The sequence below is a fragment of the Brevibacterium sp. GP-SGM9 genome (assembly GCF_047300845.1).
Lineage (GTDB): Bacteria > Actinomycetota > Actinomycetes > Actinomycetales > Brevibacteriaceae > Brevibacterium.
In genome coordinates this window covers 2,458,934-2,485,252 of record NZ_CP178563.1, presented here as the reverse complement: position 1 = coordinate 2,485,252, position 26,319 = coordinate 2,458,934, and the positions used below count along the sequence as shown (strand labels likewise).

The following is a 26,319-nucleotide window of genomic DNA, read 5'->3' as shown; positions in this document are numbered from 1 at the left end:
GACACACCGGGACCGGGTTCGACAGCCTTGATGTCGAAGGGGAGTAGTTCCGCCCCGCGCATTCTTGAGAGCGAATGAGTGGGACGCGCTTCGTCGACATACTGGCGATCACGATGATCCGCCCGGCGACGCACCTGCCACCGGCAGGCGAACGAGACCTTCGGCCGCTTGTCGTGTCCGAGGTCTTCCCCGGGATGCGGCACGTCCCTGGAGACTGAATGCCTGCAGCAATCGTGAGACGAATCGTTCTGTGCCTCGTCATCGCATCACCCGCCCTGATCCTGCGGATCACCGGCATCGAACTCGCACCGCCGCTGGAACTCCTGGCCTTCGGAGCCGCGATCGTGTCCGCCGCGTTCCTGCTGGCCTGGGCCGCCGAGGCGGCGCAGAAGGACATCTCGGGCGCTCTGGCCATCGCCCTGTTGGCGCTCATCGCCGTCCTCCCCGAGTACGCCGTGGACCTCTACTACGCCTTCCGCTCGGGGTCCGATCCCGAGTATCTGCACTTCGCCGCGGCGAACATGACCGGATCGAATCGGCTTCTGCTCGGCTTCGGCTGGCCGCTCGTCGTCGTCATCGCCCTTCTCGTCGCCCGCCGCATCGCCAAGCGTACGAAGTCACCGGTGCAGACCTCGCTGCGTCTGGAATCCGGCAGCCGCATGGACATCGGGTTCCTCGTCATCCTCGGCGTCATCGCCTTCGCCATCCCGCTGCTCGGGAGCATTCCGGTCTGGTTCGGCATCGCACTCATCCTGATCTTCATCGCCTACCTGTGGCGGGCGGGTTCGGCCGCCGGTGACGAGAACGAGGAATTCGTCGGGGCCGCCGCCCTCATCGTCGAGATGCCCACCCGGGCCCGTCGGATCACCGTGGTGGCGATGTTCCTCGTCTCTGCCGCGATCATCCTCACCTCCGCCGAACCCTTCGCCGAGGCGCTCGTGGCCTCCGGGTCGGCGCTGGGCATCGACAGCTACTTCCTCGTCCAGTGGCTGGCCCCGCTGGCCTCGGAAGCACCCGAGTTCATCATCGCCGCGATGTTCGCCCTGCGTGGAATGGGCGGGGCCGCCATCGGCACCCTCATCGCCTCGAAGGTCAACCAGTGGAGTCTGCTCGTCGGCTCCCTGCCGGTCGCCCACCTGTTCGGCGGCGGCGACGTCATGCTGCCGCTGGACGGTCGGCAGATCGAGGAGTTCACGCTCACGGCCACGCAGACCATCCTCGGTGTGGCGATCATTCTGGCCCTGCGCTTCCACTGGGTGCCCGCGCTCGGGCTCGCCGCACTGTTCGGGCTGCAGTTCTTCATCACGGACACGACCGGACGCTATGTGCTCTCGGCGATCCAGGCTGGACTGGCGATCGTTTTCCTCATCATCCATCGTCGGGACATCGTGCCGACCCTGCGTGCTCCGTTCCGGCGTCCGGAGCAGGCCATCGCCGTGGTGGAAGAGGAGTCGGAGACATCCGAACGGGTGCGCGCGTAGAATGAGCACGATGCCGCGCCCTCCCGTCACCCGGATGGTCGAGGACTACGTCACCCTGATCTGGAAGGCCTATGAGTGGCCGGGCGGTCGCCCCGCCACCACGGACCTTGCCGAGCAGCTGGGAGTGACCGCCTCGACGGTCTCGGCGAACCTGAAAAAGCTCGCCCGTGACGGCTACATCGACTACGAGCCCTACGGTCAGATCACGCTCACCGACGAGGGCAGGCAGATCGCCGTGGAGATCGTCAGGCGCCATCGCATCGTCGAGACCTACCTCGTCGAGGCGCTCGGTCTGACCTGGGATCAGGTCCATGTGGAGGCCGACCGGCTCGAGCACGCGGTCTCGGATCTCGTGCTCGAGCGGATGAACATCGTCCTCGGCAGGCCGGCCCGCGACCCGCACGGCGACCCGATCCCCGATGCCGAGGGACATACCGCCGAATTCCCCAGCCGACCGCTCGCCGACTCGGACTCGGGAGTTGATGTCGAGGTCGTCCGAGTCTCCGATCGCTCTCCCGAGCTGCTGCGTTACCTCGACGAACGCGGCATCGTCATCGGTACGAAGCTGCGGGTGGTCTCGGTGAGCTCCGCGGCCTCGTCGATTGCCGTGGACATCGCCGGGGAGAGCATCGAACTCGCTCTCGATGCCGCCGAGGCGATTCGCGTCGAACCTGAGCTCGACTGACGGTCAGAGGGCGTCGGCTGACGGTCAGAGCATCGGCCGACCGCTCGTCTGGCGTGCCGAGCGACGAGCGTGCCGGGATCAGACCGAACTGGAGACTCGGTCGCCCTCCTCGACTTCCGCCGCCTCTCTTCCGGCACGCCGCAGCTCTCCACCGCGAGCGACCCCCGCGAGGAGCAGAACCGCGATCCCGCCGACGGTGACCAGTGCCCCGGCCCACAGCGGCGAGGCATAGCCGAGACCTGCGGCGATCGTCAGTCCGCCGATCCACGCGCCGACGGCATTGCCGATGTTGAAGGCGGCGATGTTGGCACCGGACCCCAGCGTCTGGGCGTCACCGGAATGGCGCATGATGCGCATCTGCAGCGCCGGCACCGTTGCGAAGCCGAATCCGCCCATGAGGAACAGCGCGATGATTGTCGCGACCTGGCTGCCGGCGACCTGCGAGAATACGGCGAGGATGACGGCGAGTCCGATGAAGAGCGTGAGCAGGGTGGCTCCGAGGTTCCTGTCCGCGGCACGTCCCCCGAAGAAGTTTCCGATGAACAGTCCGACCCCGAAGAGGACGAGCAGCCAGGGCACGGCCGCGCTGGAGAAGCCGGAGACCCCGGTGAGCGTGAAGGCCATATAGGTGAAGGCTCCGAACATGCCACCGTAGCCGAGAACGGTGATGGCGATGGAGGCCCAGACCTGTCCGGAGGCAAAGATCCGGAACTCGCCGAGGATGCTCCCGGTCCTGTTCGCCTGAGTCGTTGCGGCGGGGATGAGAACGGCGATGCCGATGAGGGCGATGATGCCGATGACGGAGATCGCCCAGAAGGTCGAGCGCCAGCCTGCGGCTTGGCCGAGGAAGGTACCGAGCGGCACTCCGAGCACATTGGCGCTGGTCAGGCCCGCGAACATCATCGAGATGGCGGAGGCCTGCCGGTTCGGTGCGACGAGTGAGGCCGCAACGACGGAGCCGATGCCGAAGAAGGCGCCGTGGCAGAGTGCCGCGACGATGCGTCCGAGCATCATCGCCTCGTAGCTCGGGGCCAGAGCCGAGAGGGCGTTGCCGATGATGAAGAGGATCATGAGTCCGATGAGGGCGAATTTGCGGTTGACGCGGGTCAGCGCCACGGTGACGAGGATGGCGCCGATGGCGACGGCCAGGGCGTAGCCGGAGATGAGGTAGCCGGCGACGGTTTCGGTGACGCCGAAGTCGGCGGCCACCTCGGGCAGCAGACCCATGATGACGAACTCCGTGAGTCCGATTCCGAACCCGCCGATGGCGAGTGCGAGCAGTGCGAGTGGCATGGTGATGCGAACCTTTCAGGCGAGGCAGATGCCGTCGGAGACTTGGCGGCGCGGACGATGACTATGCGAATGGTGACTGTGCGTACGCAATATGCCGCGTGTGCACTAATTGCAGACGCAACGGTATAAATAGTTGCACACGCGGACTATGTGCGCAAGTGGTGTATTCTGGAGAGAACAGGAAGCGAAGGAGAATCACGTGGGCATCAGGGATGACGCGGTCGAAATCAGAGCCCGCGGTTGGCGCACATTGGCGGCTCTGCACGGTCTCATCGAGACCGAGCTCGAGCGTTGCCTGCAGCGCGAGCACGGACTGTCCGTGGTCGAATTCACCGTTCTCGACGCGCTCAGCCGGCAAGACGGCTGGCATATGCGGATGCGACAGCTCGCCCGTGCCGCGGCGTTGTCCTCGAGTGCGACGACCCGTCTGGTCACCCGTCTCGAGGATCGTGGTCTGCTCACCCGTGTTCTCTGCGACGACGATCGGCGCGGCATCTACACCGAGCTGACCGATACCGGGGAGAAGCTGCTCGCCGAGGCTCATCCGACCCATGACCAAGTGCTCGAGGAGACTCTCGCCGAGGCGCGGGAGACCCCGGAACTCGCACCTCTGGTCTCGGCTCTCTATGCTGAAGTGAGCGTCTGAGCCGAGTGCCCTTCTACGTCCTCGACAGTTCCGTTGCGGGAGTCTTGGCGGCCGAGTAAAATCTGCCAGTACCCGGGGGTATGGCGCAATTGGTAGCGCATCTGCTTTGCAAGCAGAGGGTTAGGGGTTCGAGTCCCCTTACCTCCACTCGAAAAGCTCGTAAGACAGACCTCGCACAAGAAGATCCCGCCGACAGCGCTGTGAACGCTGTCGACGGGATCTTCGTCTGTGCTCGGTGCCCGACTAGGTCAGGCGTGCACGCGGATGAGGTGTTCGTTGGTGAACGCCTGGAACGCCCACTGGGCGTTCTCGCGGCCATAGCCCGAGCGGTTGATGCCGCCGAACGGGTACTCCGGTCCCGACTCCATGTGGGAGTTGATCAGCGTCATGCCGGCGTTGATCTTCTCGGCGAAGGCTTCACCCTTCTCCAGGTCATCGGTCCAGACCGAGCTCATCAGGCCGTATTCGGTGTCATTGGCCAGACGCAGAGCATCCTCTTCGTCCTTGGCCCGGTAGACCATGACGGCGGGTCCGAAGAGCTCGTTGCAGCCGAGTTCCGACTTCGGGTCGATGTCGGAGATCACGGCCGGGGACATGAACCAGCCCGGACGGTCGAGCTTCTTGCCGCCGGTGTGCAGCGTGGCGCCGTCGGACACGGCCTTGTCGATCATCTCGACGATCTCGTTGAGAGCACCCTCGGAAGAGACCGGGCCCATGCCGACCTCGGGGTCGTCGAAGTCCGAGACCTTCGTCCCCTCGGCGGCCTTGACCGCCTCGGCGAGGAATTCGTCGTAGAGATCATCGACGACGATCATGCGCTTGGGCGAGGTGCAGACCTGACCGGCGTTCGCCAGGCGCAGGCCGACGAGCTTATGGGCCAGGGCCGGCACGTCCTTCGAATCGAGGACGACGGCGGGGTCGTTGCCGCCGAGCTCGAGGACCGCGCGCTTGTAGTACTTCGCGGCGATCGCGGCCACCGAAGCACCCGCACCCTCGGAGCCGGTGAGCGAGAAGCCCTTGACGCGGAAGTCCTTGAGGACCTCCTCGGCGTGGGAGGAATCGAGGTAGATGTTCTGGTACACGCCCACCGGCAGACCCGCCTCGACGAGGAGATCCTCGAAGTATTGGGACGACTTCGGGCAGATCGAGGCCTGCTTCATGATGATCGCGTTGCCGACCATGAGGTTGGGCAGCACGAAGCGCGCGATCTGGTTGTAGGGGAAGTTCCACGGCATGATGCCCAGGAGCACGCCCAACGGCTGGTGGCGGACGTAGCTGCTGGCCGCACCCGCGGCGGCCAGGTGGGTGGGGGCCAGGTTGGCGGCGGCGTTGTCGGCCATCCACCGAGCGGTGCGAGCGACCTTGTCGACCTCGCCGAGGCCCTGCTTCTTGATCTTGCCCATCTCACGACCGATGATGTCGGTCATCTCTTCGGCGTTGGCATCGACGAGGTCGGCGAACTTCCGCAGGATCGCCGCGCGCTCATGCAGCGGGGTCTCCTTCCACGCAAGGTGGGCCTCATGGGCACGATCGATGTAACCGGGGATCTCTTCCTTGGGGACGGAGGCGAACTCCTCTTCCACTTCACCGGTGTTGGCGTTGGTCACTGCAAACTTGCTCATAGAACGTCCTTTCGTCCATCGTCTCTGCATCTAACACGGTAGAGGGGAGTCCCTATTCCTGGCAGGCGTGTCCATAATGGCACGTTCGGCGGCCGGCTGAGACATCGGCCGTCGCCGAGGTGGGTCGAGGGTGGGTCCTAAGCGTCCGCCTCGGCGGGGATCGGCTTGCGCTTCCGACCTCCGCGGTCGCGTCGCACCACAATCGAAAGCACGGCGGCGACCGCGCACATCACCGCTCCTCCCCACCAGGCATAGGTGTATTCGCCGAAGACGTCGCGGATGACCCCGGCGCCGAGGGCGGCCCCTGCCGCGCCGATCTGATGGGCCGCGAACACCCAGCCGAAGACGATCGTGCCCTGCTCACCGAAGACCTCGCGGCACAGGGCCGCCGTCGGCGGGACGGTGGCGACCCAGTCGAGCCCGTAGATGACGATGAACAGGACCATGCTCGGATGGACCGTGTCGGAGAGCAGCCACGGGAGCAGGAGCAGTCCGACGCCGCGGAATGTGTAATAGGCGACGAGGAGGATGCGGGGATCGAACCTGTCGGTCAGCCAGCCGGAGAAGACCGTGCCGAGGATGTCGAAGACGCCGACGACGGCGAGCAGTCCGGCCGCCGTGGTGGCGGGCATCCCATGGTCGTGGGCGGAGGGGATGAAATGGATGCCGATGAGACCGTTGGTCGTCGCCCCGCAGATGGCGAAGGCGATGGCCAGAGCCCAGAACGAACGATGCCGCGCCGCGAAGAAGAGGCCTCCGAAGGCCTGACGCGCGGCATTGGCGGGCCGACGCGGTGCGGCGGCGTCCGCCTCGGCGTCGGAGGAAGGGGCCGGGGTGGGCCCGGCCGTCGCAGCAGGCTGTGCGCCATAGGGAAGGACGCCCCGGTCCGAGGGATGGTCGCGGAGGACGAACCAGACGACGGGGACGGCGAGGAGCGCGGCAGCCGCGATGAGCAGTGAGGCCGGGCGCCAACCGGTCGACTCGGCGATCGCGGCGACGGGTGGGAGGAAGATCAGCTGACCCGTCGCCGAGCCCGCGGTGAGGATGCCCATGACGAGTCCGCGGCGGGCGACGAACCACCGGTTGGCGATCGTCGCGGCGAAGACCAGGGCCATCGAACCCGTGCCGAGGCCGATGAGCACGCCCCAGAAGATCAGCAGCTGCCACGAGGCGGTCATGACGATGCTGCCGCCGGCGCCGAGGGCGACGAGGGCGAGAGCGAGGGCGACGACCTGGCGGATGCCGAAGCGATCCATGAGTGCGGCGGCGAAGGGAGCGGTGAGACCGTAGAGGAGGAGGTTGACGCTCACGGCCAGCGACATGGAGCTCGTCGACCAGCCGAATTCGTGGTGGAGCGGGACCATGAGCGCCCCGGGGGCGGCGCGGAACCCCGAGGCGGCGAGCAGCGCGAGGAAGGCGACGGCAGCGACCCACCAGGCGGGATGGATGCGGCGGCGCCGGACGGTTTCGACAGAAGTGGTCGACATCGAAGACTCTGACTTTCTTCAAAGAAGTTATACAATAGGCAATATAAGCAGATCGTGACGAAGAAGGGAACCAGTCGTGCCGCTTCGATCAGATTGGTCCGAGGAGTTCTGCCCGATCAGACGCTCGCTGGACGTGCTCGGGGACCCCTGGGTGCTGCTCATTGTGCGCGACGTCCTGCACGGTCACGGTCGCTTCGACGAACTCCGCAGGAACCTCGGCATCTCCGAGGCCGTGCTCAGTCGCCGCCTGCAGTCGATGGTCGAGGCAGACCTGCTTGAGACGACCGACTACCGTGACGGCGGACGAGTCCGACGGGGCTATGTGGCCACCGAGGCGGCTGCCGAACTCCTGCCGATCCTGCAGCAGCTCGCCGTATGGGGAGAGAGGCACACGGCGATGCCGACCGGCGGCGAGCACATGGCGATGATCCATGAGGCCTGCGGACAGGAGACGACCCGGGGCGAATCCTGCAGCTTCTGCGGGGAACGACTGGTGCCCGAGGAGATGACCTGGGTCAAACCCTGGAAGGGGACGAGCGATCATCTGCAGGGGGCTGGGACTCTCCTCTGAGTACGCGACTTCGAGGCGCTGGCGGGCTTAATGTAGGTCCATGGAGAGAGTGAGCGGAATCGGCGGGTACTTCCTACGAGCGCAGGATCCTGAGTCCCTGTTGGCCTGGTACCGGGACGTTCTCGGCATCGACCTCGGTGCACACGGCCTGTGGAATCAGCCGGAGGGCCCCACGGTGATCGCGACCTTCGATGCCGACACCGACTACTTCGGGTCCCGTTCCGAAGGCTTCGGACAGCAGCAGACCATGCTCAACTTCCGGGTCCCCGATCTCGATAGGATGCTGGCTCAGGTCCGGGAGTCCGGCGCCGAGGTGGATCCCGAGACCCAGGAAATGGCCGGGGTCGGACGCTTCGGCTGGGTCCATGACCGCGAAGGCAATCGGATCGAACTCTGGCAGCCGCCCAGCGATGCACGTCAGGGGCAGCGATGACGGCGGATGGGCGCACGCTCACCTATTTCGTCGCAATGTCCCTCGACGGCTTCATCGCCGGACCCGATGGAGGCGATCCGAGCAGCTGGTGGCCGATCTCCGAGGACTATGTCTCCTTCCTCCGCGAGGAGTATCCGGAGACACTGCCGGGACCGGCCAGAGAAGCGATGGGACTGACTGCAGCGGGAAGACATTTCGACACCGTGGTCGAAGGGCGGCGGTCCTTCGAGGTCGGATTGGCTGCCGGCCTCTCGGACGCCTACCCGCATCTGCGACATCTCGTCGTCTCGAACTCTCTGACCGCGAAACCCGACTCCGCCGTGGAGATCGTCGGCGAGGACCCGGTGGGACGGATCCGTGAGCTCAAGGCCGAACCCGGCCTCGGGATCTGGCTCGTCGGCGGCGGTGCGGTGGCCGCGAGCCTGCGGTCCGAGATCGACGAGCTGATCATCAAGCTCGCTCCCATCAGCCTCGGCGCAGGAATTCCACTGTGGGGTTCCGATACCGGCTTCGACAGCACTCACTGGGAGCGCAGAGATGTGCGGACCTTTCCCGGCGGGATGACTCTGCTCCGCTTCGCACGCTCATCCGCACTCAGTTCAGATGCGCCAATGCGGTGATGATTCTGTTCTCGATCCCTTCGGGGCCGGGAAAGACGCGTGTGGCAGAGCGCTGATGGGCGACGCCGTGGAGGCCGAGCCAGAGCGCGATCGCATCGGCATCGGGATCCCGACTGGTCGAGACTCCCGCCTCGACGCAGCGCTGCAGGAGGGTCTTGAGCATTCCCATCGCCGTTGCGCCGAGTTCGCGCAGAGCCTCTTCGGTGATGGTCTCATCCAATTCGGGGATCCAGACGCCGCCGAACATCGCCCGGTAGGGCCCAGGATGCTCGGTGGCGAAGCGGAGATACGCGTGGCATGTGGCCAGCAGCTGATCCCGTGGTTCCTCACCCGCGGCCTCGACCGCCGAGCGCAGTTCTGACTCCAGTTCGGAGAACGCCTTCTCCACCACGGCGAACATGATCGCCGCGTGGCTGTCGAAGTGCCGGTAGATCGATGGTGCGGCGATGCCCAACGACCGGGCGATGGCACGAAGGGTGACGGCACCGGACTCGCCGCTCTGGTCGAGGAGTGCGGCTGCGCTGGCAACGATGTCTTCCCGCAGCCGGCCCCCTTCTCCTCGAGGATTGCGACGGCGCTGTGGATCGGACCCTGAACTCATGGCTGTGAGTATACAGGTGTTAGGTCTTGTGAGAGTTAAGTAACGACTGTAAGATTACAGGTGTTAGCTCACTGGGAGAGTCACCTCTCGAAAGGACTATCATGACCAGCGCAACCCCGATCTCGAACACAGAATCTCCCTCGATCCGACCGAATCGGCTCGGACGAATCCTTGCCCGCACAGCCATCATCTCTGCCTATATCGCCACGATCCTCGTTCCCACCGGCTTCGCGAAGATCGCCATCGCCCCGGTGATACTCGTCCTCGCAGCCACACTCGCAGGCCCGAGTGTGCGACGGCTCTGGTGGGCGGCAGCGGCCCTGTTCATCGTCTATGCGATCCCGTTCATCCAGTACGCCGGGAACCCGAACCGGGAGCAGAGCCTGTCGAAGGACATGGACCCGGTGTGGTGGGTGATCATCCCTCTCGTAGGCATCGTCTACATCGCTGCCTACCATGTGGGGCGGGCCCGGCGACGTCAGCGCGGACAGCACCCGGTCGGATGACTCTGCTCCGCCTCAAGAGGGCAGATGCGTGTTTCACAAGCTCAGATGCCGGTTGGGAAGACTCACGAGCCGTCGGCAGCGATGTGCACCGTGAACGGTCGAGTCGCGGAGTCGAAGGCAGCTGTCGTCCCGGTGGCCCCCATCCCACTGGTGCGGGCCGGCTCGTAGGTCCGCACTCCGCCACCTCCCTGCCACTGATTGATCCAGACGACGCCGGCAGGGATGTCGGCAGCCAGTTCGATGTGCTCGGCATTGCGGGAGTACACCGTGGCGGCCAGTCCGAAGGACGAGTCCGCGGCCCGGTCGAGCGCCTCGGCGAATGAGGACACGACCGCTACCGGCGCGATCGGACCGAAGGTCTCCTCGGTCATAGCCGACATCGAAGCGTCGACATGGGTGATGACGGTCGCCGGATAGAAGAATCCCGGACCGTCGGGGACCTCGCCTCCTGTTCGCACCGTCGCCCCTTTCGCCACAGCATCGCTCACCTGTGCAGCGACGATGCGCCGCTGTCTCTCGTCGACCAGAGGCCCCATCATCACGTTCGGCTGCATCCCGTCGCCGAAGGCGTAGGCTTCAGCGGCACTGACCAGCTCGGCGATGAAGTCCTCGGCGATCGCCTCATGCACAAAGATGCGCTCCATCGATGTGCAGATCTGTCCGGTATTGACGAACGAGCCGAAGGCCACCGCCTGCGCGGTCGCCGGGACATCGACGTCCTCGTCGACGATGACCGGATCCTTTCCGCCCGGCTCGAGAACCGCACGGTGCAGAGCCTGTCCCGATGCCGCACCGACCTGCCGCCCGGCGGACACCGAACCGGTGAAGTGAACGAGGTCGATATCGTCATGGCCGGCCAGCGGCGCACCCGCGTGGACGTCGCCGAGCACGAGGTTGAGGACGCCGTCGGGAAGGTCGAGAAGCTCGAACAGGCGCACCGTCGACAGAGGTGAGCGCTCCGAAGGCTTGACCACCACGGTGTTTCCGGCCGCAAGCAGGGGACCGAGGGCACCGAGCACCATGGTGACGGGGAAGTTCCACGGAGTCACGACGGCGGCCACGCCCACCGGCCGGCGGATGACCCGAGTCCAACCTCCGTCGGGATCGTCGGTGGAGATCTCGAACGTGTAGGACAGCGCCTCCTGCGCAGCGGCCTTGAGCCCGGCCACCCCGGCCGCGATGAAGTTGCGGCCGATGCCCACCGGTTTGCCCATCTCACGGCATTCGAGTTCAGCGAGTTCGTCCGTGTGCTCGTCGATCCGGTCTGCCCATCGGATCAGCCGGGTCACACGGTCCTCGACCGTCAGCGCTGCCCACGTGGATTGGGCTGCCATCGCCGAGGCGACTGCCAGGTCGACGTCGGCCGCCGATCCCTGCGGGAATTCGGCCACGGCCTCCTCGGTCGAGGGATTGACCACGGTCAATCGGTTCGGGTCCTGCGAGTTGGTCCAGGTGCCGTCGATGTAGTTCTGCAGTGTCTTCACGATTGTCGCGTCTCCTCAGGAGATGGGAAATGAGCAGTGCCGGGGTCAGGGCACGTGGGAGTGCCGGAGTCGGTCTGCGGCCAGGTCAGTCGAGGCGGTCGGCCATGAGCTCGCCGACCATGATCGACGCCAGATTGGTGTTCGCTCGGGGGACCGAAGGGAAGATGGATGCGTCGATGACATGGAGGCCCTCGAACCCGTGCACGCGGCAGCGGGAATCGACGACGGACGTGGGATCATCGGCGCCGCCCATACGGCAGGTGCTCGTTCCGTGCTGTGCGTCGGCGACGGTGGCCAGAAGATGCGCATCGAGCGCCTCATCATCGTCGATGACTGCGAACAGCTCCGGGTTACACTCCTCGAGCGACCCGCCGAGGATGGACTGCGTTGCGTCCTGATCGAGCAGTTCCACGAGACTTCTGACCCCGAGCCGCAGCCGAGCGCGGTCACCGTCATCGGAGAGCATCCGCTCGGCGACGACAGGTTGGGCGTGCGGGTCAGCGGAGGAGAGTTCGACGGTGCCGCGCGAGTCCGTCTGGTTGAGCCAGACTCCGAACGCACCGTACTCGGCCCCGGTGTTCGCTGTCGCCATGGAGATCACGCTCTGATTCATCGAGACGAACATCAGATCGTTGTATCTCTCCTCCGGGTCGCTCGACCAGCGGACACACACGTTCGTGTGACGGTCATGCGGAGACGAGATGCCTGAGGCGTCATTGAGCGGAAGGGTGATCGAGGCCATCGCATGATCCTGGAGACCGCGTCCCACCGGGAGATCGGCACGAGTGTCGATACTCATGGCCGTCAGGTGCTCACGAGGGCCGATGCCGGATCGCATGAGGATGGCCGGTGAATGGATGACTCCGGCGCTGAGGACGATCGCATCGCCGTAGCGGACCTCCGGGGTGCCGTCGATGAGGATGCGAACACCGATGGCACGGTTGCCCTCGAAGACGATTCTGTCTGCGCCCGCCTCACCGAGGATGGTGAGGTTCGGCAGCCCGCGTGCACCTTCGAGGTAGGCATCGTTGACGCTGACTCGGCGGGAATCACGGGAATTGATGGGGTAGGGAGAGACACCGGTTGCGTGCGGGGCGTTGACGTCGGCCGCCCAGGGGTGGCCTGCGGCCAAGGCCGAATCGGCCAGTGCCGTATCCACTGCACCCCATTTCTCGCGGGGAGCGCGGAAGATGGGTGTGGGTCCGGAGTCTCCATGCCATTCGGCGGCGCCGAACTCCTCGTCGGTCTCCAACTTGGCGAAGTAGGGCAGAACCTCCTCACCGGACCATCCCTCGCATCCGGACTTCGCCCATTCGTCGAAATCCTCCAGCGGCGGTCGAATCGCGATCTGCCCGTTGACCGAGGAGCTTCCTCCCACCCCCTTTCCACGCCAGTACGGTGCGGGCTCCTGTACGTCGGTGCGAGTTGCATTGAGATCGGGCCACATCATGCCGTCGATGGCGTCGGGCTCCATGATTGCGACCGCCGGGTTGGGCGACCGCCAGGCCTCGTGCATCTCTGCCGACCGATAGTCTCGACCTGCTTCGATGAGGAGGACGCGTCTGCCCTTCTCCGCCGAGCGGACTGCAAATGCCGCCCCGGCTGAGCCGGCGCCGACGACGATGATGTCCCAGTTGTCTTCTTCCACGTCACATCTTCCTTGAGAACGAGTACTTTGGGAGGCAACGGCGGACCGTTCTTCCGCATTTCCACTAGAATGGCGTAGATCACATTGTTCAGTCAATAGTGAATATTCAATTCTGAGTGAATTTCTACGAAGGGAATCGGGTTGGACGCGCTCGCAGACAGAGACGATCGTGAGCTGAGGCTTTCGCTGGTTGAGAGCTTCGGCTCTCAGATCGGCGACGCCATGGGCTGGCCACCGATGGCCGGTCGGGCGGCGGGCGTTCTCATGCTCAGTGATTCAACGCTGACCATGGCGCAGCTCCAAGACGCTCTCGACGCGAGCAAGGGCTCGGTGTCCGAGACCACCCGACTGCTCATCGACAACGGCGTGATCGAACGGTTCAAGGAACCCGGGCAGCGACAGTACGTCTACCGGTGGAGACACGATGCTTGGGTCGGGTGTCTGGAACATCAGCTCCGCGCGACCGCACAGCTTCTCGACTTCGCGGAATCGGTGCGGGCACAGGGACAGAAGCTCCCTCGAACCCAGCGTCAGCGAGTCGAACAGATGGGCGAGTACTACAGGTTCATGACGGACCGGCTCCAGGGGCTGCTCGAGGACTACACCCGAATAGCTGGGGCAGACGGCGAGGAGTGAACGAGGTTTCCGGAGTGATCAGGCGGGTCCGGAGCCGCAGTCGGCAGTTATCGTCTGCGTCTCCCCGCTGCCGTTGCCGGCGCGGCCACTTCCCGAGCTGTGCCAGGAACGCTCGACGCGAAGGGCCACCCAGACGAGCGCCAGGGCGGCCAGGGCGAGAACGATCGCCACGAGAACCGGGGCTCTGAAGCCCCACCCGAGGGCGATGACCGCCCCGCCGAGTGCGGGCCCCGCGGCATTGCCGACGTTGAAGGCGGAGGTGTTGACGCTCGCCGCGAGGGTCGGCGCCTGAGTGGCGATCTGGAAGACGCGGGCATTGAGCGCTCCGGCGATCGAGAAACCGCTGGCACCGACGAGGACGATCATGACGATCGTGGCCCAGCCGTTGTCGGCGACGAGCCACAGGGCGAGCAGGCTGAGAGCCAGGGCCGCGAGGCTGCCGATGATATTGCCGAAGATGCTGCGGTCGGCGAGCCTGCCGCCGACCACCACGCCGATGAACGAGCCGATCCCGAAGGCCGCGAGAACACCGGGGACCAGAGCCGGGGAGAGTCCGGCGACCTGAGTGAGCAGCGGCGAGAAGTAGGAAAATGCGGCGAACACCGAGGCCTGGAACAGTGCGGTAGTGCCCAGGGCCAACCAGATCCGCGGGCCTCTGAAGGCCACGAGCTCGGCCCTGAGCAGGGTCGGCAGGTGCAGCTCCGCCTCGGCGCGCTCTTCCTTCGTCGACCTGGTGGTCACGGCGATGAGGACCGCAGCGAGCGCGGTGACGACGGCGACGGCCCAGAAGGTCGCGCGCCACCCGTACTGCGTGCCCACCCAGGTGCCCAGCGGGACGCCGACGAGGTTCGACACCGTGAGTCCGCCGACGAGCCCGGCCAGGGCGCGACCGTGCACCTCGCGCGGGGCGATCCTGGTCGTGTGCACGGCGGCGACCGCCCAGAACCCTCCGCAGGCGATGGCCGAGAGGACGCGGCTGAGCATGAGCAGCGAGTAGCTCGGGGCGAGTGCGGCGAGGATGTGCAGGGCGGAGAAGGCGATGATCGTGATGATCATCGTGGCCTTCCGCGGAAGCTTGAGGGTGAGCAGCGCCATTGCGGGGGCACCGACGATCATGCCGACGGCGAATCCGGTGATGAGCAGCCCGGCCTGCGGGATGCTGATGTCCAGATCGGCGCTGATGGGTTCGAGGATGCCGGCGATCATGAATTCGCTGGTGCCGAGGCAGAAGATCACGGCGGCCAGCAGGTAGACCTGGGCGGGCACGCGGATCCGGGACGCTGCGCTCGTCTCAGTGGATGAGGTCGTCATGACTGGGGACTGCTTTCTGTCGGAGTGGGAGCGTCGAGGGCTGCTCGACCCGCCGGGGTGCACAGGTTTTCGACGAAGGCTCTGGCCTGGGCGAGCACCGTCTCGGCCGGGAGGACTCGAGCGCCGATTCGCAGGCCCGCAAGCACGCTTTGGACGAGTTCTCCATGGACGTTCGCGTCGATGGCCGGCCGGATGTGCCCGGCCGCCTGCCCGCGTTCGATGAGCGTCCGGTAGGCGGCCACCCAGGCATCGCGGTCGGGATCGAGGATCGAGCTGACCGCATCGACCTCGCGGCCGAGTTCGGCCGCGGTGTTCGCGGAGAGGCAGCCCGTGCGGTTCTCGTCCGCGCACTGCTTGGTCAGCTCCGCGCCGAGGCGGTGCATGAGGAGCGCGGGTGCCGGTCGGGAGCTGGTCAGCAGCTCCTCACGGGCGGGAATCCCGGTCGCGGTGTAGTCGCGCAGTGCGCGGAGGAACACCGCGTCGAGGCTGTCGAAGGTGTTGTAGAAGCTCGACCGGCCGATGTCGGCACGTTCGCAGACGAGTCCGACGTCGGTTCCGGCGTAGCCGTGTTCGCTGAACACGGCGATGGCTGCGTCGATCACCGCCTGCTCGTCGAAGGTCTTCTTCCTGCCCATGAGGCGAGCGTAATGCATTTTGGACAGAGGTGTCCAATAAAATCTTCATGGAGCTCTGCGGGCTCGGAGAAGCGGTGCTCAGGCCCTGCGAGAGGACAGGATGCAGAACTCATTGCCTTCGGGGTCGGCAAGGACGACCCAGGATTCGTCGCCCGTCTGGCCGATCTCCACGCGCTTCGCGCCGAGGGAGAGGAAACGGGCCACCTCGGCGGCCTGGTCGTCGGGACGGAAATCGAGATGCATCCGGTTCTTCACGGTCTTCGGATCATCATCGATGCCGAAGATCAGCCCGGGCAGACGCTCAGGGGTTTCGCGGATCTCGATTTCGGTCTCGTTCTCATCGACGATCACCCACCCGAGCGCCTCGGCCCACCATCGCCCGAGGGCATGCGGATCGCGGGCGTCGATGATGGACTGTTCCCACACAAGTGCCATGGACTCAGGTTAGATGGTCGCCAGCCACTTCTGAACAGCGCTGCCCCGGGCGAGGCGGTGGACGCACGGCCGCCGGAGATCACAACAGGTGTACCGTGACGGCAGGGCACCATGATGCGTACTGACCCGCAACGATGGCTGCTGACCCGCACTGATGCCTACGTACCCGCACACCGATCCCGAGGAGGCAGTCCACGATGAGTCCGACCGACAGGGAAGTCAGGAAGCAGCTGCGTGAGAACGCAGCGAACTGGAAGCTCGGCCTGTTCTACTTCTGTCCGCGTGATCCGGCGTTCCTCGTCCCGAAACGCGTCGGCATCGGATGGACGGTCAACTTCGGCAGTCCGTGGTCGCTGCTCTTCGTCGCGGCTGTCGTGGGGGCCGTGGTGTGGGGCATCTTCTCCTGAGCGGAGCCCCGAGGATCAGGCACCCACATCCTGGAGGTGGTGCTTGACCTCGTGGAGACCGTACCTGGTCAGCGAGGTGATCGTGAACTCGTGACCATCGGCCCGGTATCCCTTCCGATTCCATTCGTCGTTGGCGACGTCAGCGAGCTGCGCCGAATAGCCCTGGGCGGCAGAGCGGAGGCCGGCGAACACCTCGGCGGGGTCGGCATGGGCGTAGTCGGATTCGAGGGCGACCGAATCTCCGTCGAAGTTCGGCAGGGTGGGCCCCTCCTCGGCGATCATCAGCCGGGTGCGCTCGCGGAAGAGGTCGAGGACGTCGCGCATATGCGCCCCGTATTCGAGAGCCGACCACCGTTGAGGGTCCGAACGCTGGCCCGCATCGGCGCGACTGAGCACCGCTTCCCAAGCCTGGGCGGCGGAGAGGATCTTGTCCGGGGCGGTGCTGCCGTCCTCGACTCCGGTGAAGCCGCATTCGGCGCATCCGCCGTCGATGACCTCGGCCCAGTCACGCGTATCCGGGGTGATCTCGTCCATGGTCGTGTCCTTCCATGGTCGTGTCCTTCCTGGAAGCTCGGATTCCCACCGGCGCCGAGGTGGCTCCCACCTCGGCGCGGTGTCATCCGCCGTTGATGATCGTCGCGAGCACCCTCGCCTGGCTGATGTCATCGCGCTTCGCGGCCGTGAGCAGGGTCAGCGTGCCCCTCTTCGCGTATCCCCGCAGGCTCTCGAGCGCCTCGGCGGGTTCCTCGGCCTTGAGCTCCTCTCGGTATCGACGTGAGAATTCCTCGAACTTCTCCGGGTCGTGGGAGTACCACTTGCGCAGTTCGGTCGATGGGGCGACGGCCTTCGCCCAGTCGTCGAGCTCGGCCTTGTCCTTGCTGACTCCGCGCGGCCAGACCCGGTCGACGAGGACGCGGGTGCCGTCGGAGTTCTCCGGGCCATCGTAGATGCGGCGGACCCGGGCGCTGTTCTGTGCGGCCATCAGCGACCTCCGTTCTGTGGTCGTCTTCAGTCTATGACGCGTCTCCGGCGATGCAAGGAGCGGACAGAAGCGCAGGTCAGCACCGGTGAGAAGAAGCAAGTTCGATGGTCATTCCATGTTCGCGCTCGAAGCGTATACTGGCGAGCCAAGCGCCGTTGTGATGATGCAGGGCACGTCGACGGCGAACTCACTTCGCGAGGAGATGATGCAGTGACGGTCATGACCGAGGCTTTTCCGAACGGAAAGACGCCGCAGCATGTGCTGGGTCCGCCGGCTCCGGCCGCCGTGTTCCTCGTCCTCACCGTGAGATCCGGCGCCGAGGCGGAGGCCAAGGACTTCCTCGGCGACATTGCGGGGGTGGTCAGGTCCGTGGGCTTCCGCGCTCGCGAGGATCACCTCAGCTGTGTGACCGGAATCGGCGCCGAGCTCTGGGACCGGATGTTCGACGCCCCGCGCCCGGCCGGGCTGCACCCCTTCATCGAACAGCGCGGAGACGTCCACACCGCGCCGTCGACCCCCGGTGATCTGCTCTTCCACATCAGGGCCCGGCGCATGGACCTCTGCTTCGAACTCGCCCGCCAGCTCGTCGGCGAACTCGGTGACGCCGTGTCCGTCGTCGACGAGGTGCACGGCTTCCGCTACTTCGACGAACGCGACATCATGGGCTTCGTCGACGGCACCGAGAACCCCGAGGACCAGGAGGCCGTGGACTCGGTATTCACGCCGGCCGGCGGAGACGACCCGGCGAGCAGCACCTATGTGATCGTGCAGAAGTACACCCACGACATGGCCGCATGGGAGGCGCTGAGCGTCGAGGACCAGGAGGCGGCCTTCGGTCGGCACAAACTCTCCGATATGGAGTTCCCCGACGAGGACAAGGCGCCGAACTCCCATCTCATCCTCAACACGATCGAGGACGAAGACGGGACCGAGCACAAGATTGTGCGTGACAATATGGTCTTCGGATCGGTCGAGTCCGGCGAGTTCGGGACCTACTTCATCGGCTACGCCGCCGACGTCAGCGTGACCGAACAGATGCTCGAGAACATGTTCATCGGCAACCCCCGCGGCACCTACGATCGGATCCTCGACTTCTCGACCGCGCAGACCGGCGGCCTCTTCTTCGTCCCCTCCCAGGAATTCCTCGACGATCCCGACGGAGAGCTCGCCGCCGCCGAGCCATCCGATGCGCAGAACGACGACCCGGCCTCCGCCTCGGCGAGGGTCGAGGAAACAGACCCACCCAATCCCGCATCAGCCGACGACCCCGCACCGGCCGACGACAGCCTCGGCATCGGCAGCCTGAGAAGGAGAGACCAGTGAATAACCTCTATCGCGAGCTTGCCCCCATCCCCGGCCCGGCCTGGGCGGAGATCGAGGAGGAGGCTCGGCGAACATTCAAACGCAATATCGCCGGCCGCCGGATCGTCGATGTCGAAGGGCCCACGGGCTTCGAGACCTCCGCGGTGACCACCGGCCACATCCGGGACGTCCAGTCGGAGACGAGCGGACTGCAGGTCAAGCAGCGCATCGTGCAGGAATACATCGAGCTGCGGACTCCGTTCACCGTGACTCGGCAGGCCATCGATGACGTGGCCCGCGGGTCCGGTGACTCGGACTGGCAGCCCGTCAAGGATGCGGCCACGACGATCGCGATGGCTGAAGATCGGGCCATTCTCCACGGGCTCGATGCGGCCGGGATCGGCGGAATCGTTCCCGGCAGCTCGAATGCCGCAGTGGCCATCCCCGACGCCGTCGAGGACTTCGCGGACGCCGTCGCCCAGGCGCTGAGTGTGCTGCGCACGGTGGGAGTCGACGGGCCCTACAGCCTGTTGCTCTCCTCCGCGGAGTACACCAAGGTCTCCGAGTCCACCGACCACGGCTACCCGATCCGCGAGCACCTCTCCCGGCAGCTCGGCGCCGGAGAGATCATCTGGGCGCCCGCCCTCGAGGGAGCGCTGCTCGTCTCCACGCGCGGGGGTGACTACGAGCTCCACCTCGGCCAGGACCTGTCGATCGGGTACCACAGCCACGACAGCGAGACCGTCGAACTCTATCTGCAGGAGACCTTCGGATTCCTCGCGCTGACCGACGAATCCAGTGTGCCTTTGAGCCTCTGATGAGCGGCTGATGAGCGTCTGAGGTGGGGCGGGCAGGTCTTGCCCAATGGCAAAAGGTGCGTAAGTGACCCGGAGACGGTCGTGTGACCGCGGCCGGGCGCTCGCCCATGCCACAATGACCGCATGGGACGATTCGGACGCCGCGGATTCTTTGCCGCCTCACTCGGAGTCGCGGGCATCGCCCTCTCCGGATGCTTTCGGCAGGCCCAGACCGACCCGGCCGCGGTCGCCGATGCCCTCCGTTCCGCGGTCACAGCCATGCCGGAGCATCTGGACGGCGAGGTGCAGTTCCAGGACAGCTTCTCCGCCGGGACCACGATCGGCGGGGTGCTCACGCTCGCCGGCAGCAGCTCCTACGAGGTGGCTGACTCCCTGCATGCGGTCCTGGAGACGATCATCCGAACCTATGTGGACCAGCCCGGAACGGACACGGCGTTCGTCCGGGTCGAAGGGCATCCGAGCGGCGATGCCGCGACACGTGTCCTTGCCGCCGACATCATTCCCGCGGCGAGCGGTGCCAATGCCACCACCGACGACCTCGCCGAGTTCTACGGCATCTGAGTGCGCCGCCTCGTGGCCTCGGTCCGTCTGGCTCTCGGATCGACGGACCGCCTGGCCGGCGGCGCGAGCGGATGCACTGGGACCCGGATGCAGAGGCTGATGGCAATCAATCGCGGCAATTCCCCGTCCAGGGGGTCGAAGCGGTGTAAGAATGGAGCGTGCACGAGCGCCACACGTGTGTCGGTCAACAGGGTCGACGCGCTCACCATGACAGGACGACGATGCCCGAATCCCCCGCCACCCGACCCCGCACCGCCGAAGGAGCCGAGATCGGTGCCCTGATCGGAGGGGCATTCGGACTGCTGTTCCTCATCATCAACAGCTCATCGTTCTCCTCGCTGGGCCGGACGCTGGTCATGGCCACGGGAATCATCGCGTTCGGAACCATTGCGGTTGTCGCGGTGCGATCCCTCTTGCGTCTCCGGGCCGAACACAGGCAGACGATGTCAGCGGAGGACCGTGAGCCAGGGCGCCGTCGCGAGCCGCCGTTCGGCCGAGCGTACTGGATCATCGTCCTCATCGAGGCGATCGCACTCTTCGCCGGGGCCCGGGTGCTCTCGAGCCTCGGCCACCCCGAACTCGGCGTGGCCTGGGTGGCCTTCGTCGTCGGCACCCACTTCTATGCGCTGGGATATGTGTTCAAGCTGAACCGATTCCATGTCCTCGCGACCGTCGTCACCCTCTGCGGCATCGCCGGATTCATCGCCTTCTTCGCCTCGATCCCGGCGTTCATCCCGATCTTCAGCGGGGTCATCTCCGGCTTCGTGCTGCTGGCCTTCGGCCTGTGGGCATTGGTGCCGGTCGAGCAGAAGAGCTGAGGGCGAAGCCGGCAGCTGAAGGCGAAGCCGGCCAGGCCGGCCGCGTTCACCCTGTCGTATCGGATTGCTGTGCTGGGGATGACAAGGTTCGTCCTGCCTCGGCGATGAGGAGCTCGAGCAGTCCGGGAAAACGTTCTTCCAGATCACCGCGCCGAAGTCGGACCTTGCGGCTGTTGCCGCGATCGACCTGACATACGAGGCCTGACTCCCGCAGAATCCGAAAATGGTGTGTTCGAGTCGACTTGGAGACCCCGAGATCGAAGCTCACACACGTGCGTTCGGTGCCCTCAGGTTCGCGCAACAGGGTGGTGACGACCTGTCGGCGCAGAGGGTCAGCCAGCGCCGTGAGCACAGCGGGTAGGTTCAACTCGCCGAACTCCGGATGCCCTTCTGCATCGGCCACCATCGTCCTCCTTCGTTCCACGGCTGCGATCCCGCATTCGTATCGATCCGGGACCGGTTCCACGTGTAGGTACGCTTGACATCGTACCATTGGTGCGATCACTGTAGGTATGACATCCATCGAACCTATGGAGGATCATGTCTGCCACCACCGTTCCCGGAATCACCCGCCCTTCACGATTGGCCCTACCGTTGATCCTGGCGGCGCAGCTCGTCATTCCCCTGTCGATCGCCGGCACCGCCGTCTCCCTCCCCGCGATCGCTCACGAACTCGGCAATGCCCCCGTCGCGCTGCAGTGGGTGGTCAACGGTTTCAACGTCTCCTTCGCACTGATGACGATCGTCTGGGGCCGGCTCGCCGACAGGATCGGCCACGACCGCGTCTTCCGTACCGGAGCGAGCGTCTTCCTGCTCGCCTCGCTCGCGAGTGTGGCGGCACCGGGCCTGGTCGTCCTCGACCTCGCGCGCATCCTGGCCGGCGTCGGCGCGGCGGCCGTACTCACCTCGGCGACGGCGATGCTCTCTCTGGCATGGGAGGGCCCGGCGAGGACACGGGCGTTCGCCCTGTTCGGCACCGTCAACGGCCTGGGCCTGGCACTGGGTCCGGTGATCTGCGGGGCCATCGCCCAGCTCCTCGGGTGGAGGGCCACCTTCGGATTTCCCGCAGCCGTGCTGCTTGTTGTTCTGCTCGCCTCACGCGCCGTGCCCCGAGTCCGTGTCGACAGCATGAGCTCCGGTCCGCTGCTCGATATCTCGCTCCTGCGCAATCGCGGCTTCCTGGCGATGGTGCTCGTCCCGGTCGCCGGAGCCATCGGCTTCGTCACCTTCCTCACCTACCTGCCCGCAGCCTTCTCGGCCGTCTACGGCTGGAGCGCGGGCACCGCCGGAACCATGATGCTCATCGCCACCCTCCCGGTCATCGTCTCCCCGGGTCTCGTGGGTGCGGCGATGCGCAGAACCTCCCTGAGCGCGGGCGGTGTGGTCATGGCCGCGCTCGCCTGCCTGGTCCTGGGCGCGGTGGGGATGTTGCTGCTTTCGCCAGCGCTTTCCCCACTCGCCGTGGTCCCGGCGCTACTGTTCATCGGCTTCGGGTTCGGCCTGCCGCTCGGACTCGTCGACGGGGAGGCCCTCGCCCAGGTCTCCGCCGAGGTGAGCGGCAGTGCCGCGGGACTGCTCAACTTCGTGCGCATCGGCTCCGAGGCGGCCGCCGTGGCCATCTACTCCGCAGCATTGGCACTCGTCATCGGCCTGCGCATGGACGATGCCGATGTTGCTGACCGAGTCGCCGCCGGAGGGGCAGGCGGAGCCGAGGCCTACGCCGCCTCTCTGCATACAATCGCGCTCGTGATTGCGGGAGTCGTGGTGGTGCTGATGGTGCTCATCGCGGTCCTGCGACGTCGGCCGCGACTGGCTCGGTCATGAGCAGGGGCTCAGGTGGACGCTCTGGTCCGATTCCCGGCGGCAGGACGGGACCAAAACGTCCACCGACGGGGACTGGAGCGTCCACCTCAGCCCTCTGCCGCCTGTCAGACCCCCGGGCCGTCCGGGTCGGCTGCGTCGGGCTCTCCGAAAGCGTGCTCCTGGGTCCGCGGCGGCGCCTGCACCCGCGGGGCCGGGAACTCCGGCGGCTGTGCGGTCGGTGCCGAGGCCAGGCCGGCGAGCACCTCGGCGATGGCCCGATCGAGCTGAGGATCCTCGTCGGCGAAGAGCTGCGAGGGATCGTGCTCGACCTCGATATCGGGATCGACACCGTGGTTCTCCACATCCCAGCCCTTGCCCTCGAGCCAGAAGGCGTACCGCGGCTGGGTCACACCGGTGCCGTCGACGAGCTCATAGCGACCGTCGATGCCGACCACACCGCCCCAGGTGCGCACGCCGATGACCGGGCCGATGCCTTTGGCCTGGACGCGGGCGTTGATGATGTCGCCGTCGGAGCCGGAGAACTCATTGGCCACGAAGGCCACCGGCCCGCGCCGGGCATCCTCGGGATCAGGGACCATCGAGTCATAGCTGCGGGCGGCGTTCCAGGCGATCACCCGATCGGCGAGGCGTTCGGCGACCAGGGTGCTGGTGTGACCGCCGCGGTTGAAGCGGACATCGGCGACGATGCCCTCACAGGACATGGCCTGCCGGATATCGCGGTGGAGCTGCGCCCATCCGCCGGCCATCATGTCGGGCACGTGGACGTAGCCGATGCGACCGCCCGACTTCTTGGCCACATACTCCCGGCGGGAGCGGACCCAGTCCTGATAGCGCAGCTTCTCCTCGCCGGGCAGCGGAACGATCGTCACCACCCGATCCTTGCGACCGCGCCGCAGGGTCAGCTCGACGATCGAGTCCGCGGCCCCCTGCAGGTGGGCGGCCGGGCCCCGGGCCTCGTCGACGGCCTGTCCGTTCACGGCGGTGATGATGTCCCCGGCCTGGGCTCCGACCCCGGCCTGCCTCAGAGGTGATCTGGCTCCGGGCTCACTGCTCTCACCGGGAAGGATGCGAGCGATCGTCCAGCCCTGAGGCGTGCGTTCGAGATCGGCGCCGAGGAAGCCGAGCTTCTTCGACTTATCGCCGGGCGCCGAGGCCGGAGTCACATAGGCGTGCGAGGTGTTGAGCTCGCCCACGGTCTCCCACAGGATGTCGACGATGTCGTCGTGGGTCAGCGCCTTCGCAGCCACCCGACGCCACCGCAGGGTCACACCCTCCCAGTCGACGCCGTTCATGTCCGCGCGCCAGTAGTGATCGCGCATGATCCGGGAGTTCTCCTCGAACATCTGCAGCCACTCGGCCCGCCGATCGAGTTCGAAGCGCAGGCGGGACAGATCCACGGACACGGAATCGTCGTCGTCACCCTCGACCTTCCGGTTCGCCGGGACCACGGAGTACTCGCCGTCAGTGCCGACGACGATGAGCTTGCCGTTTCCGGAGACCGCATACTCATCGGCCTTGTCGACGATAGTGAGCACCTTGCGCTTGGCGAAGTCGAAGTACTGGATCACCTCGGCGGCCTTCTCACCGGCATCCCAGGCGTGCTTGTCCCCGATCTCACCGTCCTCGGCATCACCGGTGCGCAGCCACAGCACACCGCCCTCGCACGCTTCGAGATCCCGGAAGACACCGGAGGAGACGGGGAACGGAACGATCCTCTCCTCCGCGCCCTCAAGATCCACCTCGGCGGTGGTGACCCCGGACTTCTCGGCCTTGGCCTTCTCGCTCTTCGCCTTCTCCGAGTCCTCGGTGAGATCGCTGATCGCCCAGCCGGCGGCGCTCGGGCCGAACGGCGCGGGCTCGGTCGCGGTCAGCGGCAGCAGCCACGGACGGGTCACACCGTTGAACGAGAGATCGAAGGAATGCTGGTTGTACGAAGGGTCGAAGGTGCGGTCGGAAAGGAACACGAGGTACTTGCCGTCGCGGGTGAACGCGGGCGAGAAGTCGTTGTACTTCCCGGCCGTCAGCGCCTGCCCCTCCCGATCGGACTTCACATCGGCGATCATCAGCCGCCCCAGCTGCTCCTCGCCCTGGGTCGGCTGCGACCACACGAGATAGCGTCCGTCCGGAGAGAACCGCGCCGAGGTGGCCTCACCGAATCCCGAATGCCCGACCAACCGGGTCCGACCGTTGCCGACCTCGGTCAGCCGGATGCTGCCGTCGTGGGAGATCGTGGCCAGGGTTCTGCCGGCAGGATCCGCGCTCATGGCGAGGACCCGACCGAGGGCGCCCGCCCCGATCCGCCGAGGCGGCTTGCCCCCGGTCAGGGACGCGACCTCGATACCGTCCTCGCCCTCGACATCGGTGATGTACGCGGCCTGTCCGGTCTGCCCCAGCACCACGGGTTCGCGGGTGCGGATCGCCGAATCCGCGCACAGAGCGCGGGCCGGTCCCTCCCGGTGAGCGAGCCAGAAGGTCTTGCCGCGCCATTCGATAACCGAGGCGTTGCCCCCGTGATCGGGAGCGACGCTGCCGATGCCGGACGTGGGATCGAGCGCCAGCGGCTGCACCTGGGTGCCGGGCAGCTGCACGTCGAGGGTCCGAACGGCGGCGTCGAGGCTGTTGAGGATCTTGATCTCACCGTGGCTGTGCCAGACGATGCGGGTGCCGTCGCTCGTGGCATCGCGGACGTAGCCTTCGGCGGCGGTCTGGAAAGTCAACTGGCGAGGTTCGCCGGCGGGTTCGGCCGTCGGGGAGCCGGGCTGTGCGGCCAGGCCGTCCCAGATCCACACGTTGGCCTGCTCGTCGGCATTCTGCGGGAACGTCGCGGCCTTATCGGAGGTGAAGACCAGGGAGTCGCCGACCCACAGCGGATCGGTCAGCGAGGCCTCCTCGTCGCAGAGCAGGCGCCGCCAGTTCAAGGCTGTGCCCGCCGAGGTGGCAGTGTCCGCCGAGGTGGCAGCGGCACCGACCGGGTCAGCGCCGGCCCCGTCGGCTGCCGCGTGACCCAGCCACAGCCTCGGCGCGGTGCCTCCGCGGTAGCGCTTCCAGTGCGCGGGCGGACGGGAGAACGGGGTCGACAGGGCGGTCAGGCCCGAATGGTGACGGGCCAGCCCCGAGGCGCGGCCGAGGCGGAGTCGTTCGACGCTGCCGTCGAGGCCGATGGACTTCACGACATGGTTGCGGACCTCGAACTCCCCGGCGTTCGAGCCGACGAGGATGTGCCTGTCATCGGCCCAGCCGAGCATGGTCATCGCCGAACCACCCAGCCAGGACAGCCTGCGCAGGGAACCGGAGGCCACCTCGGCGAGGAACAGCTCAGGATGGCCGTCGCGGAAGGACACGAACGCGACATGGGCGGCGTCGGGGGAGATCCGCGGTGAGCGGACCGGAACGTGATCCGAGGTCAGACGCCATGCCCTCCCACCTGAGGAGGATGCGAGCCAGACGTCGTCGTCGGCCGTGAAGGTGAGGAGGTCGCCATTGATGTGGGGGTACCGAAGATAAGTCACGTGA

27 protein-coding genes and 1 tRNA gene are annotated in these 26,319 nt (G+C 66.2%); 15 read left to right on the top strand and 13 right to left on the bottom strand.

The window, feature by feature from the left end; all coding sequences use genetic code 11:
- Positions 1-218: 218 nt before the first annotated feature.
- Complete coding sequence (locus ACH82I_RS11245) at positions 219-1,481, top strand: sodium:proton exchanger (RefSeq protein ID WP_413332648.1); 1,263 nt, start codon at positions 219-221, stop codon at positions 1,479-1,481.
- Positions 1,482-1,491: 10 nt separating this feature from the next.
- A complete protein-coding gene (locus tag ACH82I_RS11240) occupies positions 1,492-2,166 on the top strand; it encodes a metal-dependent transcriptional regulator (protein WP_413332646.1) in 675 nt (224 codons plus the stop codon).
- A 78-nt stretch (positions 2,167-2,244) separates the two neighbouring features.
- Here ACH82I_RS11240 and ACH82I_RS11235 read toward each other — a convergent pair whose 3' ends face one another.
- Positions 2,245-3,459, bottom strand: a complete 1,215-nt coding sequence (locus ACH82I_RS11235; RefSeq protein ID WP_230745690.1) for an MFS transporter — start codon at positions 3,457-3,459, stop codon at positions 2,245-2,247.
- A gap of 199 nt (positions 3,460-3,658) precedes the next feature.
- Here ACH82I_RS11235 and ACH82I_RS11230 point away from each other — a divergent pair, with 199 nt between their 5' ends.
- Together ACH82I_RS11230 and ACH82I_RS11225 are read left to right on the top strand one after the other, a co-directional pair.
- Positions 3,659-4,105: a MarR family winged helix-turn-helix transcriptional regulator gene (locus ACH82I_RS11230; protein ID WP_230745688.1), complete on the top strand. Its 447-nt coding sequence runs from the start codon at positions 3,659-3,661 to the stop codon at positions 4,103-4,105.
- A 74-nt stretch (positions 4,106-4,179) separates the two neighbouring features.
- Positions 4,180-4,252, top strand: a tRNA-Ala gene (locus ACH82I_RS11225).
- A 101-nt stretch (positions 4,253-4,353) separates the two neighbouring features.
- Here ACH82I_RS11225 and ACH82I_RS11220 read toward each other — a convergent pair.
- Both ACH82I_RS11220 and ACH82I_RS11215 read right to left on the bottom strand, forming a co-directional pair.
- On the bottom strand, positions 4,354-5,757 hold the full coding sequence (locus ACH82I_RS11220) for an aldehyde dehydrogenase family protein (protein WP_413332643.1): 1,404 nt from the start codon (positions 5,755-5,757) through the stop codon (positions 4,354-4,356).
- A 107-nt stretch (positions 5,758-5,864) separates the two neighbouring features.
- A complete protein-coding gene (locus ACH82I_RS11215) occupies positions 5,865-7,214 on the bottom strand; it encodes an MFS transporter (protein WP_413332641.1) in 1,350 nt (449 codons plus the stop codon).
- A gap of 76 nt (positions 7,215-7,290) precedes the next feature.
- On the opposite strand from ACH82I_RS11215, the gene ACH82I_RS11210 reads away from it, so the two are divergent.
- From ACH82I_RS11210 to ACH82I_RS11200, 3 genes are read left to right on the top strand one after another with little or no spacing between them, the layout of a single operon-like run.
- Positions 7,291-7,785, top strand: a complete 495-nt coding sequence (locus tag ACH82I_RS11210; RefSeq protein ID WP_413332639.1) for a winged helix-turn-helix transcriptional regulator — start codon at positions 7,291-7,293, stop codon at positions 7,783-7,785.
- Positions 7,786-7,825: 40 nt separating this feature from the next.
- Complete coding sequence (locus ACH82I_RS11205) at positions 7,826-8,218, top strand: VOC family protein (RefSeq protein ID WP_413332637.1); 393 nt, start codon at positions 7,826-7,828, stop codon at positions 8,216-8,218.
- Positions 8,215-8,838, top strand: coding sequence for a dihydrofolate reductase family protein (locus tag ACH82I_RS11200; protein WP_413332635.1), 624 nt, complete (start codon positions 8,215-8,217; stop codon positions 8,836-8,838). Before ACH82I_RS11205 ends, ACH82I_RS11200 begins: the two co-directional genes overlap by 4 nt.
- Here ACH82I_RS11200 and ACH82I_RS11195 read toward each other — a convergent pair.
- Complete coding sequence (locus ACH82I_RS11195; protein WP_413332633.1) at positions 8,813-9,439, bottom strand: TetR/AcrR family transcriptional regulator; 627 nt, start codon at positions 9,437-9,439, stop codon at positions 8,813-8,815. The genes ACH82I_RS11200 and ACH82I_RS11195 overlap by 26 nt on opposite strands.
- A gap of 101 nt (positions 9,440-9,540) precedes the next feature.
- Between ACH82I_RS11195 and ACH82I_RS11190 the strand changes: the two genes are divergently transcribed.
- A complete protein-coding gene (locus ACH82I_RS11190; RefSeq protein WP_413332631.1) occupies positions 9,541-9,945 on the top strand; it encodes a hypothetical protein in 405 nt (134 codons plus the stop codon).
- A 62-nt stretch (positions 9,946-10,007) separates the two neighbouring features.
- On the opposite strand, the gene ACH82I_RS11185 is transcribed toward ACH82I_RS11190, so the two are convergent.
- Both ACH82I_RS11185 and ACH82I_RS11180 read right to left on the bottom strand, forming a co-directional pair.
- Positions 10,008-11,429, bottom strand: coding sequence for an aldehyde dehydrogenase family protein (locus ACH82I_RS11185; protein ID WP_413332629.1), 1,422 nt, complete (start codon positions 11,427-11,429; stop codon positions 10,008-10,010).
- An 85-nt stretch (positions 11,430-11,514) separates the two neighbouring features.
- The gene (locus ACH82I_RS11180) at positions 11,515-13,077 is read right to left on the bottom strand and encodes a GMC family oxidoreductase (protein ID WP_413332627.1); all 1,563 of its coding nucleotides are present in this window, start codon (positions 13,075-13,077) and stop codon (positions 11,515-11,517) included.
- 141 nt (positions 13,078-13,218) lie between these two features.
- On the opposite strand from ACH82I_RS11180, the gene ACH82I_RS11175 reads away from it, so the two are divergent.
- Positions 13,219-13,713: a GbsR/MarR family transcriptional regulator gene (locus ACH82I_RS11175; protein WP_413332625.1), complete on the top strand. Its 495-nt coding sequence runs from the start codon at positions 13,219-13,221 to the stop codon at positions 13,711-13,713.
- A gap of 18 nt (positions 13,714-13,731) precedes the next feature.
- On the opposite strand, the gene ACH82I_RS11170 is transcribed toward ACH82I_RS11175, so the two are convergent.
- From ACH82I_RS11170 to ACH82I_RS11160, 3 genes are all read right to left on the bottom strand, one after another.
- Positions 13,732-15,024, bottom strand: coding sequence for a Cmx/CmrA family chloramphenicol efflux MFS transporter (locus tag ACH82I_RS11170; protein WP_413332623.1), 1,293 nt, complete (start codon positions 15,022-15,024; stop codon positions 13,732-13,734).
- Entirely contained in the window at positions 15,021-15,659 is a 639-nt protein-coding gene (locus tag ACH82I_RS11165; RefSeq protein WP_413332621.1) for a TetR/AcrR family transcriptional regulator, read from the bottom strand. The genes ACH82I_RS11170 and ACH82I_RS11165 overlap by 4 nt, the downstream gene beginning before the upstream one ends.
- A gap of 78 nt (positions 15,660-15,737) precedes the next feature.
- Positions 15,738-16,094: a VOC family protein gene (locus tag ACH82I_RS11160; RefSeq protein ID WP_413332619.1), complete on the bottom strand. Its 357-nt coding sequence runs from the start codon at positions 16,092-16,094 to the stop codon at positions 15,738-15,740.
- Positions 16,095-16,291: 197 nt separating this feature from the next.
- On the opposite strand from ACH82I_RS11160, the gene ACH82I_RS11155 reads away from it, so the two are divergent.
- A complete protein-coding gene (locus ACH82I_RS11155; protein ID WP_230745680.1) occupies positions 16,292-16,501 on the top strand; it encodes a DUF5808 domain-containing protein in 210 nt (69 codons plus the stop codon).
- Between the two features lie 15 nt (positions 16,502-16,516).
- Here the strand turns inward: ACH82I_RS11155 and ACH82I_RS11150 are convergent, their stop codons facing one another.
- Positions 16,517-17,035, bottom strand: a complete 519-nt coding sequence (locus ACH82I_RS11150) for a DinB family protein (RefSeq protein ID WP_413332617.1) — start codon at positions 17,033-17,035, stop codon at positions 16,517-16,519.
- Positions 17,036-17,117: 82 nt separating this feature from the next.
- Positions 17,118-17,483, bottom strand: coding sequence for a DUF488 domain-containing protein (locus ACH82I_RS11145; protein WP_413332615.1), 366 nt, complete (start codon positions 17,481-17,483; stop codon positions 17,118-17,120).
- Positions 17,484-17,702: 219 nt separating this feature from the next.
- Here ACH82I_RS11145 and ACH82I_RS11140 point away from each other — a divergent pair, with 219 nt between their 5' ends.
- From ACH82I_RS11140 to ACH82I_RS11125, 4 genes are all read left to right on the top strand, one after another.
- Complete coding sequence (locus ACH82I_RS11140) at positions 17,703-18,806, top strand: Dyp-type peroxidase (protein WP_413332614.1); 1,104 nt, start codon at positions 17,703-17,705, stop codon at positions 18,804-18,806.
- Entirely contained in the window at positions 18,803-19,603 is an 801-nt protein-coding gene (locus ACH82I_RS11135; RefSeq protein ID WP_230745677.1) for a family 1 encapsulin nanocompartment shell protein, read from the top strand. Before ACH82I_RS11140 ends, ACH82I_RS11135 begins: the two co-directional genes overlap by 4 nt.
- Before the next feature lie 123 nt (positions 19,604-19,726).
- Entirely contained in the window at positions 19,727-20,164 is a 438-nt protein-coding gene (locus ACH82I_RS11130) for a hypothetical protein (protein WP_413332611.1), read from the top strand.
- Between the two features lie 221 nt (positions 20,165-20,385).
- Entirely contained in the window at positions 20,386-20,982 is a 597-nt protein-coding gene (locus ACH82I_RS11125; RefSeq protein WP_230745673.1) for a hypothetical protein, read from the top strand.
- Positions 20,983-21,028: 46 nt separating this feature from the next.
- Here ACH82I_RS11125 and ACH82I_RS11120 read toward each other — a convergent pair whose 3' ends face one another.
- A complete protein-coding gene (locus ACH82I_RS11120; RefSeq protein WP_413332609.1) occupies positions 21,029-21,388 on the bottom strand; it encodes an ArsR/SmtB family transcription factor in 360 nt (119 codons plus the stop codon).
- A 134-nt stretch (positions 21,389-21,522) separates the two neighbouring features.
- Between ACH82I_RS11120 and ACH82I_RS11115 the strand changes: the two genes are divergently transcribed.
- Complete coding sequence (locus ACH82I_RS11115) at positions 21,523-22,806, top strand: MFS transporter (protein ID WP_413332607.1); 1,284 nt, start codon at positions 21,523-21,525, stop codon at positions 22,804-22,806.
- 104 nt (positions 22,807-22,910) lie between these two features.
- Here ACH82I_RS11115 and ACH82I_RS11110 read toward each other — a convergent pair whose 3' ends face one another.
- Positions 22,911-26,315, bottom strand: coding sequence for a S41 family peptidase (locus tag ACH82I_RS11110; protein WP_413332605.1), 3,405 nt, complete (start codon positions 26,313-26,315; stop codon positions 22,911-22,913).
- Between the last annotated feature and the right edge of the window lie 4 nt (positions 26,316-26,319).